Here is an 11,882-nt window from a genome sequence, read left to right as displayed (position 1 = left end):
TATCAGGAACTTGTTCGCACCTTCCCTAGCTTGTTCGCTCTTTTGTGTTTATTTATGCAACTGTGTACTGATGAATAAGTGATATGGCTACGACTCGTGTAGGCCTGCCTACGGCTGAGTACCCGTAACGTCAATGTAACTCGAATTATTTAGTTTTTATTCTGCTTATCCCGTTAGTTATGAAACAGAACGCATGCCTCAACGCGTTAATCTAATCACTGGCTGGCATTCAGGCGTGCGGGCACAACCACATCACTCTGATGAAAGCATTCCGTTCCTGTAAGAAATAAGCTTGGCTGATTTAATACTATACAGTTTTTGGACTGGATCAGCTAACATCATATATATGTATAAATGGATGTTCCCCAAGATTTTCCGGCCATGTTACTGCTCGGAGCCGGTTGATTGTGTCGCAGGGACGGTGAGTTTTTATTTGCCACGAAGCAACACTTTTAGGCGTAGCAATCTGCTTTTTAGATCTTTTTTACCGTACATTTTGAACAAATAAAACCATCTGTTTTTTCCAAGGTAGTTTAGCTTTGTCAACTCCGGGTTTAAGTAATGGCACATGATGAAAATCCCTTGATCATCATCAACTATTTTATTTCTAAGGGTCTTTATTTGGCAGCGGCGTACCAGTTTATAAAACGCTTGCCATTTTTCTTGTGTCGCAACGATGGCACCGCCAATAATATAAGAGCGATTATTGATCATGTGTTCAAAAACATGATCAATGGATTTGGGGTTTAGACCACGTTTAACTGTGAATAAATTTACTTTACGTTTATCAAATGGATAATTCCATAAGGATAAACCGTTTGTGACTTCCGGGTTACGGCAATAGCCGAAATCAATCCAGGCAACCATCTCATTGTTAACAAGATTCATCTCTAACGCTTTGTTTATGAAATAAGCTTTCAGGTTACACACCAGCACGTACTCAGCGGACCAATATTCAGGGTTTATTAGCTGGCGCGTTTCAAGTCTGTTTCTGAAAGCATCATCTTTTTGGATGTCGTGAATTTTTTGCCGAATTGCAGTGAACTTAGTGTTAATGTCAAAGGTAACAACTGTGGTTTTTTTACCCGCTCTAATTTTTTCAATTTCTGGTTTAAGGTCGTAAGAGGTAAAAATGATCATTTCGTTATCCAGAGTGGATAAGTTTTTAAAATAATCAATGTAAGTTTCAGGCGTTCTCTCTAAATGTGGCGAGAAACCTTTATTGGCTGTCCAGTTACCTCGTCCAATATCAAAAAATGCTGTAACGATAGTTATCGATGAATCCATTTCCGTCAACCTGCGTACTTTGTACTTATCCAGTAGGTAATTATATAAAAATAATAAGTCTGACATTTTTAGACACAGTTTATCAGTCCCCACGCCAAACAGGAAGTTGAAATCCATACAGTAAGTGATACGCAGTGTTGATCTAAAATTCTGGTAGTTGACAGCAGTGAATATATTCTGTGATTTTACGGACTGTTTGCAGGTGCAGAGACAACATCAGAAAGAGGCCGGGCGATTCGTTATAGCCCGGCCTGTAGGTGAAAAACCAATTAGAACTGGTAGTTTAACGATACCCAGTAGTTGCGACCCGGATTGACGTATCCGGTTGTGGATTGTGCGGTCTGGAAGTAGTCGCCCGCGTAGGTGCTGCTGCGGCCAACCTGATACAGAGTGACGTCGCTAAAGTCTTTATCTAACACGTTATTTATCGCCGTATTCAGCGTCAGTTCTTTGGTCAGCTTATAGGACATGCCCATATCGAGAACGGTCCAGGCTTTTAAATTGGCCCCTTTATCATCGTACACGGCTTTTTGGACTGCACTAAGGTTGTCATAGTTTTCGGTAAAGCGTGGGGCTTTACCACGATAGCGTGCGCTTAACCAGGCATTCATATCTTCGGTTGCCTGCCAGTTCAAACGGGCGTTAGCCATATGTTTGGGGGTATAGCTCAGCGGTGCGCCTTTGTTTTCGCCATCTTTTTGTTTGCTCTGCGTATAGGTGTAGTTGAGCGATAAGCTCAGCACGTCAGACCAAAGCGGGAAGGTGCTGGCGAATTCAACGCCATCCGTTCTCGCCTTGCCGCTGTTGGTATAGCTGTTGGTATTGTCATCGATGGAATACGAGACAATTTTATTTTTGTATTCGGTGTAGAAGCCAGTAACGTTGGCGTTCAGCCCCGCGTCGTTCTCATAGTACAACCCGGTTTCATAGCTGGTGCTTTCTTCGGGTTTAAGGTCGGGGTTGCCGACCGTATTGACGGTTCCCTGAGCAGTCACACCGCTGATGCCGTTGTGCAACTGGCTGAGTGACGGGGCTTTGTATCCGGTTGTGACGCCACCTTTCAGGGTCCATTCTTCCGATACGTCCCACACCATGTAAGCTCGTGGGCTAAGGTGTCCGCCAAAGACATCGTTATGCTCATAGCGAGTGCCTGCGGTCAACGCCAGCGAGTCGAGAATATGCCACTCATCTTCCGCGTAGGTCGCCCAGGTTTTCTGGTGGAATGTTTCACCGGTATTGGCCAGCACCACCCCGTCTTTCATGCGGGCATCCCAGTATTCTCCGCCGAGAGTAAGCAGATGCGAATCACCCAATGGCGTCAGCAGGACCGAGTCCAGGATGACGTTGGTATTTTTCAGTTCACGAGCGTCACCGGCCCGGCCCGCGTTTTCTGGCGTGAGTGCGGATGAGACCAGTTGGCGGCCTTTGTTCTCGGTTTCATTCCAGCCCACGGAGGATTTCCAGGTACCAAATGTTAATGCGGTATCGTGACCCAGCGTGACCTTATTACGTTCATAGCGCAGGGTTTTATCGTATCCGCCGGTGAGATTACCCAACTGCCCATCATCATTGTCATAGCGCTGTCTGGCGGAGTCGAGATCCAGCCACAGCGTATTATTTGCGCCGGTTTTCCAGTCCAGACGGGTACCGATGTTGTAGTTTTCAGATTCCGTTGGATACGGCACGCGCGTCGATGTGGTATCGCTCAGAGAGGTGACGCTGGAGCCTTGTCGTTGTGTCGTGCTGCCGCGTACCTGCATGTCCAGCACGCCAGCAATTAGCGGGCCGCTTGACCAGAAGTTGGCTACCGTGCTGTTACCCCATTTATTGCTTTCTTGCAGGTTAACGCCGGTATTAATGGACGTGCTCCATTTGTCCGTACTTCTCTTGGTAATGATGTTAACGACACCGCCGATAGCATCTGAACCGTACAGCGTCGACATGGGACCGCGGATCACTTCAATATGATCGATGGCTGCCAGCGGAGGCATAAAACTGGTGTTCATGGCAGAGAAGCCGTTGGGCGTCACGTCACTGCTGCCATTTTGACGAATACCGTCTATCAGGATCAGCGTATAGCTGGCAGGCATGCCGCGAATACTGACCTCCAGACCGCCGGTTTTACCGGTGCTGCTTTCAACATCAACCCCTTCAACGGAGCGCAGGGCTTCACCTAAGTCATTATATTTATTGGTTTGTAATTCTTGTTGAGAAATAACCGACACGCTGGCAGCCGCGTTGGTGATCTTTTTTTCGTAACCCGACGCGGTCACGACCATGACATCATCGGCGAAGGCATAAGTACCGCTGAATCCAAGGCAGGACAGAACGACAGAGGCAACAGGTTTTAAACGCATAGTCAAACTTCCTTTGTTAAAAATTCAAAGGCAGTAAGATAATTGATGAAAATGATAATACAAATAATTATCATTACAAATTTACATAACTTGTCACTCTCTGTATATTTCTTGAATAAATATACATAAATTGTCACTAATTTTAGATAGGGAGTAATGACAAAACGCGTGAGTAGTTTTTACGGTAATTATTAATATTCATTTAATATGAGATTGAATAATAGAGAAGGAGATAAAAATCACGGCAGTGAATCACTGCACGTCGAGAGGTGAGAATTCGACAGTTGTATGATGTTTTTTTAAAATCGTCATACTTTTCTGCGCTGTATCATTTTTTTAGCCAAAGTGGTCCGCCATAATCCCTTCCCCAGGAGACCTCACAACGGGTATGTGCTGTTGTGCGGTATAAAAACAACGCAAAAGCGGGATAAGGTAATGATTAACGGCAAGCTGGCACGGTTGACGTGCGCACTGACTCTGGCATTTTCGACCTCCCTTTTCGCAGCACAACCGGCGGTGGAAGGGCAAACATTGAAACTGGCAATTGGACCCGAACCCACGGAGGGATTCGACCCGATGCTAGGCTGGAGTCACGGCAGCTATCTGCTCCTGCATGCACCTTTGTTAAAACAAAATGCCGATATGAGCTGGGGAAACCTGCTGACGGAGAAGGTGGAGACCAGCGCTGATGGGAAAACCTGGACATTAACCTTAAAACCCGATCTTAAATTCTCTGATGGCTCCCCGCTCACGGCGGAAGATGTGGTATTTACCTTCAACAAAGCCGCGACAAGCGGTGGGAAAATCGACATGGGGAATTTCACCCATGCCCGCCTGAAAGACAATCGCACGGTAGAAATGACGCTACGCAGTCCGCAGAGTACATTTGTGAACGTGCTGGGCTCGTTAGGCATTGTTCCGGCAAAACAATACGATGAAAAAACCTTTGCCAGAAATCCAATTGGCGCAGGCCCTTATCGGCTGGTGAGTTTTCAGCCGGGCCAACAGTTAATCGTCGAAGCAAATCCTTGGTACGCGGGTAAGAAAAATGATTTTAGCCGGCTGGTGTTTGTCTTCCTGGACGAAGATAACGCTTACGCGGCCGCACGCAGTGGTCAACTGGGGCTGGTGCGTATTGCGCCATCAATGGCCGTTGCACCTCAACAAGACAATTTGAAGCTGTGGGTTCGCAACAGCGTAGAGAACCGGGGGATCGTGTTCCCGATGGTCCCTGCGGGTAAAAAAGATGCTAACGGTTATCCGGTCGGTAACGATATAACGGCCGACGTCGCGATCAGACGGGCCATTAACTACGCCATCGATCGTAAGCAACTGGCTGAACAGGTTATGGAAGGCCACGCTATCCCGGCGTACAGCGCGGTGCAGGGACTGCCGTGGCAGGGACCGTCGGTTGCGTTTAAAGATGGCGACAGTGACAAAGCGCGTGCGCTTCTGGAACAGGCAGGCTGGAAAGTTGGCCCGGATGGTGTGCGTGTAAAAAACGGCAAAGCAGCCCATCTGACCTTATGGTATGCGAGCGGCGACAGTACGCGTCGTGATTTAGCCGAAGCGGTGCGTGCCATGCTCGAACCTGTTGGCATTGCGGTGTCGCTGCAATCCGGAAGCTGGGAAACCGTTGAGCGCCACATGCATTCGAATCCCACGCTGTTTGGTTGGGGGAGTTTAGATCCGATGGAGCTTTTCCATCACTACAGCGGGCAGGCCGCGGGCGTTGAGTATTACAACCCCGGTTATTACAGCAATCCTGCGGTTGAACAGCATCTCAAACAGGCCATTGATGCGCCGGACTGGCAAAAAGCAGTGCCTTTCTGGCAGCAGGTGGAGTGGGATGGCAAGCAGGGTGCAGGCGTTCAGGGTGACGCTGCGTGGGCATGGTTGCTGAATATCCAGCATACTTATCTGGCTAATCCGTGCATTGACCTGGGCAAAGGGGCGCCGGAAATTCACGGCAGCTGGTCCGTGCTCAACAATCTTGATGAATGGACCTGGACCTGCCGTTGATGAAGTCTGTTGTGGGTCATTTTCTGCGGCTGATCGTATTGTTGGTGCTGGTCGCTGCTGGCACCTTCATCTTGCTCAGCTTCTCGCCGGTCGATCCGATTCGTGCCTATATTGGTAACGATCTCCTGCATGTTCCGCCAGAACAGTATGCGCGTATCGCTGCACGCTGGGGGCTGGATCAGCCGCTGTGGGAGCGTTTCGGGCACTGGTTTGCACGCGTCTTACAGGGTGATCTCGGATATTCGATGCTGTTTAATGCACCGGTCGCCAGCGTGATTAAAGAGCGTTTTGCAACTTCGTTTGCTCTGCTCTGTGGTGCATGGTTGATGTCGGGGTTACTGGGTACGGCAATGGGGTTCGTTGCCGGGCGCTTCCTGAACCGCTGGCCGGATAAAATGATCTGCCGCCTCAGCTATCTGCTTTCATCGTTGCCAACCTTCTGGATAGGAATGCTGCTTCTGGCCGTGTTTGCGGTGCGCTGGCCGGTGCTCCCGGTCTGCTGCGCGTGGGAGCCTGGCAACAGTGGTGATATGGCTGGCTTCACTGAGCGTCTGCGTCATCTGATTCTTCCGGTATGCGCCCTCAGTTTATTGGGGTTAGGGCAAATTACGCTGCACACCCGAGAAAGTATCGCCAGCGTGATGAAAAGCGACTTCGTTCGCTTTGCTCGCTCGCAGGGAGACAAGGGATGGTCGCTGCTGCGCCACCAGGTCCTGCGTCATGCGATAACGCCTGCGCTGTGCCTGCAATTTGCTTCGCTTGGCGAACTTTTTGGCGGCGCATTGCTGGCAGAAAAAGTCTTTGCGTATCCCGGACTGGGGCAGGCGACCATTGATGCCGGATTACGCGGCGATGTGCCGCTGCTGATGGGGATTGTCTTGTTCAGCACCGTGCTGGTGTTCATCGGCAACTCGCTCTCTTCCTGGTTAGTCCATGTGCTAAATCGCGCGGTGGAGCGTCCAGATGCTCTATAACCCAACCCCAACGTTGATTCGCCTTCTACTGTCTGCGGGCGGTTTACTCTTCATCGCCATTTATGGCAACGCTACGCTGGATAACGCACTGAGCGTTAATCTGCTGGCCCGCCATCTGCCACCGGATGCGCTGCACTGGTTTGGCACCGATAATCTCGGGCGTGATTTATGGGTGCGCTGCTTTCAGGGGGCGTTAACCAGCCTGCAAATTGGTATCGGCGCGGCGGTGTGTAGCGGGGTAATTGCTTTATTGATGGCGGCGGTTTCGCGTTTGCATCCGCGCATGGATGTCCTGATGCGCTTAGTCACCGACGCGATGTTGTCGATGCCGCATCTGCTGCTGCTGATTTTGATCTGCTTTACTCTCGGCGGTGGTAAAAGTGGGGTGGTGCTGGCTGTTGCGCTGACCCATTGGCCGCGTCTGGCCTTGATCCTGCGCGCGGAGGCGGAACGCGTCGCACACAGTGACTACCTGATGCTGACCCGGCGGCTGGGACACGGGCATTTTTACTGCTGGCGTTATCACTACTTACCTGCGCTATTGCCACAATGGTTGACCGGGACGTTGTTGATGTTTCCGCACGCGGTGTTACATAGCGCGGCGTTAAGTTTTCTTGGTTTCGGGCTGGCGCCGCATGAGCCGTCGCTGGGTCTGTTGCTGGCGGATGCGCTGCGATTTATCAGCCACGGCAACTGGTGGCTGGTGCTGTTTCCGGGGTTAATGCTGTTCAGCCTGGTGATGTTATTTGATCAGTTTGCCCGGGCAGTACATCGTTTGTGGTTGAGAGGTGACGCATGTTGAGTTTACAGCAGGTCTCGCTGGACGTGGCGCGCTATCGTTGGTACGGCGCGAGAAAGTGGTCATCGCTACTCCAGGATATTTCTTTTGATATTGCCCCCGGTCAAATGGTGGCATTAGTCGGCGGCAGCGGGGAAGGTAAGAGTCTGCTGTTGCAGTGTCTGCTCGATCTGTTACCAGACAATCTGCGCGTTCAGGGCGCGATAACCCTCGATGGAAAAACGCTGGATCGTAATGACATCCGTGCATGTCGCGGCAATACCTTTAGTTATGTACCGCAAGGGGTTCAGGCGCTTAATCCACTGCTGACCATTGAAAAGCATTTGAAAAGAGCGAGTCAACTCTCCGGTCATCCCTGGGACGCGGGGAAGGTAACGCAACTTCTTGAACGGAGCCAACTGGACACCAGCGTATTAGGTGCTTTCCCGCGCCAACTGTCCGGTGGGATGGCAAAACGTGTTCTGGCGTGCCATGCGTCACTCAGTCAGGCGCGCTATATCCTTGCTGACGAAATTACCGCCTGGCTGGATGCGCCTTTGGCGAATCAACTGCTGGGGCATTTACGAGGCCTTTGCGAGCAGGGCTGTGGTGTGCTGTGGGTAACCCACGATCTCACGCTGGCTGCACGCCATGCGGACCGGATTGTTGCCCTGCATCAGGGACGGGTATCGGATAACGTGAGTCGGGAACAGCTGCTGCGTGGCGATATCAGCGAATATTTGCAGCGGCAATGGCGGGCGTTACCTGAGAGAAACCAACTATTTGGAGAGCTGAATGCTGTGCTGTCGTGATGTTGTTATACGCCAGGGCGGTAAGGTGCTGTGGCAAAACCTGACGTTCTCGCTGGCTGTCGGGGAGCGCATGGGGATTTGCGCTCCTAGCGGGACCGGGAAAACCACGTTGGGACGCGTGCTGGCTGGCTGGCAAAAACCAACCTCCGGTGAGATTTTAGTCGATGATAAACCGTTACCGGTCGGGCAATATTGCCCGGTACAACTGGTGCCGCAACATCCTGAATTGACGTTCAACCCCTGGCGAAGTACCGGTGATGCGGTGCGGGATGCCTGGCAGCCGGATGCCTCAACGCTCGCCCGTTTACATATCAATCCCGAGTGGTTAACCCGCCGACCCGGGCAGCTTTCTGGTGGTGAACTGGCGCGTATTGCGCTACTGCGCGCGCTTGATCCGCGCACGCGTTTTCTCATTGCCGATGAAATTACCGCCCAGCTTGACCCTTCTATTCAACGAGATATATGGGCGCTGCTTCTTGAAGAATGCCAGCGTCGTCCGTTAGGAATGCTCATCATTAGCCATCAGCAGGCATTGCTTGATCAGCTTTGTTCGCGAAGGTTGCCCTGGACGTAGTCGTCCTTTCTCCGTGTGGCCGATTTATCGCTGCGGATGAATTTTGCATAACCTCGTTGATTAAAATGTTACGTTATATTATAACAATTCACTCGCAACCATATTGAGGGTGAAATTTTGGCTATTCGTTTGGAAAGACTGGCGGTTGTTTTTGGGATGCTGTTAGCCAGTAGCCAGGTACTGGCACATGGGCACCATTCCCATGGCGCACCGATGACAGAAATAGAGCAAAAAGCGTCAGAGGGCGTTTTTGATAATAGCCATGTGAAGGACAGGGCTCTGAGCGACTGGGATGGCGTGTGGCAGTCCGTTTACCCTTATCTGCAGAGCGGTGAACTGGATCCGGTATTCAAGCAGAAGGCCGAAAAGGATAAAAGTAAAACGGCGGAGGAGTATAAAACCTATTACCGCACAGGCTATGCCACTAGCGTGGACACTATCGGTATCGAGAACGGTGTGATGGAATTTCATACGGGTAATAAGGTCGCGTCGTGTAAATATGATTACGCCGGATACAAAATATTGACCTATACGTCAGGCAAGAAAGGTGTGCGGTATCTGTTTGAGTGCAAAGAGGCAAATAGTCAGGCGCCGAAATATGTTCAATTTAGCGATCATATTATCGCACCACGCAAATCGAGCCACTATCACATCTTTATGGGAAATACCTCACAGGCAGCGCTGCTTGAAGAGATGGACAACTGGCCAACCTATTATCCGTATCAGCTCAAAGCAGAAGCGGTGATTGACGAGATGCTGCATCATTACCCCGCCGATAACGGCGGGTTGATAAATTGCGGATATTATTTTCCGGAAGCCAGCGTGCTGTAGCTGGTCATCAGGTTGCGATAGTCAGGAATATGGTTGGAAAACAGCGTGCCCAGCCCTTCAACGTCATTACGCCAGTCGCGGTGTAATTCACAGGCCAGACCGAACCAGGTCATCAACTGCACGCCGGCAGAAGACATACGGTTCCAGGCAGAGTCGCGGGTCAGCGGGTTAAAGGTGCCGGACGCATCGGTAACCACGAACACGTCGAACCCTGCCTCAATGGCCGATAGCGCAGGGAAGGCGACGCACACTTCGGTGACGACACCGGCAATGATCAGCTGTTTTTTACCCGTCGCTTTAATCGCGTTGACAAAATCGTCGTTGTCCCAGGCGTTAATCTGCCCCGGGCGGGCAATGTAAGGGGCGTCAGGAAACAGCGCTTTCAGCTCAGGAACCAGAGGGCCATTAGGACCGGTTTCAAAGCTGGTGGTCAGAATGGTGGGGAGTTTGAAGTACTTCGCCAGATCGGCCAGCGCCAGCACGTTGTTTTTAAACTTGTCGGGATCAATATCACGGACCAGCGACAGTAAACCTGCCTGGTGATCGACCAACAGTACGGCAGCCTGATCCTTATCCACACGTTTATAGGTAATCGTCATTTTTTCTTTCTCCAGGTGATGAGAGGGGGCCTCGACGGCGAAATCTATTGATAAACAGTAGTGGCTATCCGGGGTATTGGGTAGTCGCAAAAATGAGTTTCATCGTTGCAAATCTGGAACGAAAAATATTCTGCAACAGAGTGCGCTATTCATAAGCTTCTCTTTCCATCAGGTGATGCATTCGTTAGCATATTGTCTCGCAGCAAATGCATGTGTTTTATCAGGAAGAGGTTAACGTGTTCGCAGAGTATGGAGTTCTGAATTACTGGACGTATTTGGTGGGGGCTATTTTTATTGTACTGGTACCGGGGCCCAATACGATATTCGTGCTGAAGAACAGCGTAGGGCGAGGGGTGAAGGGCGGTTACCTTGCAGCCTGCGGGGTGTTCATCGGTGATGCCGTGCTGATGTTTTTGGCCTACGCAGGTGTTGCGGCACTGATCAAAACAACGCCCGTTTTGTTTAATATCGTGCGTTATCTGGGGGCTTTTTATCTGTTATATCTCGGCGCGAAGATTCTGTATGCCACGTTAAAGTCGAAGGCCACGGAGACTGCGGCCGAAGAAACGCCCTTTGGTGCTATTTTCAAACGTGCATTAATTTTGAGTCTGACTAATCCAAAAGCCATTCTGTTTTATGTGTCGTTTTTCGTTCAATTTATTGACGTCAATGCACCACATTCAGGGTTGTCGTTCTTTATTTTGGCCATTACGCTTGAAATCGTGAGCTTCTTCTATCTGAGTTTCCTTATTTTCTCAGGTGCTTTTGTCACGCAGTATATTCGCACCAAGAAGAAACTGGCGAAGGTGGGCAATTCCCTTATCGGTTTAATTTTTGTGGGATTTGCCGCCCGTCTGGCGACGCTTCAGTCTTAACGCCATTAGCCCGCTCCAGGCGGCGGGCTTTGCGTTTTTCCCCATTCTTATCATTGCCCATCAGTAAGAATACTAACCAATAAATGGTATTTTAAATGTATATTTTGAGGCGTACCCTGTTCACAGCAGCGATTCAATAAGGCTCGCTGGTTGTCGACTGGAAAAGGGAAGAAAGATGCTTCAAATTCCACAGAATCACATTCATACACGCTCAACGCCGTTCTGGAACAAAGACACTGCGCCTGCCGGAATTTTCGAACGCCACCTTGATAAAGGTACCCGTGCGGGGGTTTATCCTCGACTGTCGGTTATGCAGGGGGCGGTCAAATATCTCGGATTCGCAGATGAGCACAGCCCGGAGCCCGTAGAGGTGATGATTATTGAAGCCGGTCAGTTTGGCGTTTTTCCACCGGAAAAATGGCATAACATCGAAGTGATGACCGACGACACCTACTTTAATATCGATTTTTTCGTTGCGCCTGAGGTTCTGATGGAGAGTGCTAATCAACGTAAAGTCGTGCGTACCGGCAAGGAGTGAGTCATGAGTAAAGCAACCTATACCGTCACCGTAACCAATAACAGCAATGGCGTTTCTGTTGATTATGAAACGGAAGCGCCAATGACGCTGTTGGTACCCGACGTGGCAGCCGAAGTGGTCAAAGATCTGGTGAATACCGTACGTTCGTACGATACAGAAAATGAGCACGATGTTTGCGGCTGGTAACGCCATAAACGCCATTACTCTATGATTTATATAAAAAACCGCAGCATGC

At 50.2% G+C, this 11,882-nt stretch carries 11 protein-coding genes and 1 pseudogene; 9 read left to right on the top strand and 3 right to left on the bottom strand.

Annotated elements, in window-relative coordinates; all coding sequences use genetic code 11:
• Positions 1-429 precede the first annotated feature (429 nt).
• Positions 430-1,287 (bottom strand): protein YibB, encoded by an 858-nt coding sequence (gene yibB, locus FDW88_RS18675; protein WP_137363136.1) that lies wholly within the window; start codon positions 1,285-1,287, stop codon positions 430-432.
• A 269-nt stretch (positions 1,288-1,556) separates the two neighbouring features.
• Positions 1,557-3,644 carry a TonB-dependent receptor gene (locus FDW88_RS18670; protein WP_115258715.1) on the bottom strand — a complete coding sequence of 696 codons (2,088 nt, stop codon included), beginning with the start codon at positions 3,642-3,644 and terminating at the stop codon, positions 1,557-1,559.
• Between the two features lie 435 nt (positions 3,645-4,079).
• On the opposite strand from FDW88_RS18670, the gene FDW88_RS18665 reads away from it, so the two are divergent.
• The 6 genes and pseudogenes from FDW88_RS18665 to zinT all read left to right on the top strand — a co-directional run.
• Positions 4,080-5,666, top strand: coding sequence for an ABC transporter substrate-binding protein (locus FDW88_RS18665; protein ID WP_137363135.1), 1,587 nt, complete (start codon positions 4,080-4,082; stop codon positions 5,664-5,666).
• Positions 5,666-6,640, top strand: a complete 975-nt coding sequence (locus FDW88_RS18660) for an ABC transporter permease (protein ID WP_096759416.1) — start codon at positions 5,666-5,668, stop codon at positions 6,638-6,640. Before FDW88_RS18665 ends, FDW88_RS18660 begins: the two co-directional genes overlap by 1 nt.
• Positions 6,630-7,442: an ABC transporter permease gene (locus tag FDW88_RS18655; protein ID WP_137363134.1), complete on the top strand. Its 813-nt coding sequence runs from the start codon at positions 6,630-6,632 to the stop codon at positions 7,440-7,442. The genes FDW88_RS18660 and FDW88_RS18655 overlap by 11 nt, the downstream gene beginning before the upstream one ends.
• Positions 7,436-8,230 carry an ATP-binding cassette domain-containing protein gene (locus FDW88_RS18650; RefSeq protein ID WP_137363133.1) on the top strand — a complete coding sequence of 265 codons (795 nt, stop codon included), beginning with the start codon at positions 7,436-7,438 and terminating at the stop codon, positions 8,228-8,230. The genes FDW88_RS18655 and FDW88_RS18650 overlap by 7 nt, the downstream gene beginning before the upstream one ends.
• A complete protein-coding gene (locus tag FDW88_RS18645; protein ID WP_117342959.1) occupies positions 8,214-8,804 on the top strand; it encodes an ATP-binding cassette domain-containing protein in 591 nt (196 codons plus the stop codon). The genes FDW88_RS18650 and FDW88_RS18645 overlap by 17 nt, the downstream gene beginning before the upstream one ends.
• 123 nt (positions 8,805-8,927) lie before the next feature.
• Positions 8,928-9,569 (top strand): annotated as a pseudogene (zinT, locus tag FDW88_RS18640) (metal-binding protein ZinT); the annotation flags it as partial.
• Positions 9,570-9,607: 38 nt separating this feature from the next.
• On the opposite strand, the gene ycaC reads toward zinT, so the two are convergent.
• Positions 9,608-10,234 (bottom strand): isochorismate family cysteine hydrolase YcaC, encoded by a 627-nt coding sequence (gene ycaC / locus FDW88_RS18635; RefSeq protein ID WP_096757333.1) that lies wholly within the window; start codon positions 10,232-10,234, stop codon positions 9,608-9,610.
• Between the two features lie 236 nt (positions 10,235-10,470).
• Here ycaC and leuE point away from each other — a divergent pair, with 236 nt between their 5' ends.
• From leuE to FDW88_RS18620, 3 genes are all read left to right on the top strand, one after another.
• Positions 10,471-11,109 carry a leucine efflux protein LeuE gene (gene leuE, locus FDW88_RS18630; protein WP_117343116.1) on the top strand — a complete coding sequence of 213 codons (639 nt, stop codon included), beginning with the start codon at positions 10,471-10,473 and terminating at the stop codon, positions 11,107-11,109.
• A gap of 175 nt (positions 11,110-11,284) precedes the next feature.
• The gene (gene yeaR, locus FDW88_RS18625) at positions 11,285-11,647 is read left to right on the top strand and encodes a DUF1971 domain-containing protein YeaR (RefSeq protein ID WP_096757332.1); all 363 of its coding nucleotides are present in this window, start codon (positions 11,285-11,287) and stop codon (positions 11,645-11,647) included.
• 3 nt (positions 11,648-11,650) lie between these two features.
• Positions 11,651-11,833, top strand: a complete 183-nt coding sequence (locus FDW88_RS18620; RefSeq protein ID WP_096757331.1) for a DUF1869 domain-containing protein — start codon at positions 11,651-11,653, stop codon at positions 11,831-11,833.
• Positions 11,834-11,882: the final 49 nt, after the last annotated feature.

It is taken from the genome of Citrobacter sp. wls829 (genome assembly GCF_005280825.1).
GTDB lineage: Bacteria > Pseudomonadota > Gammaproteobacteria > Enterobacterales > Enterobacteriaceae > Citrobacter > Citrobacter gillenii.
This window is presented reverse-complemented; position numbering and strand designations above follow the sequence as displayed.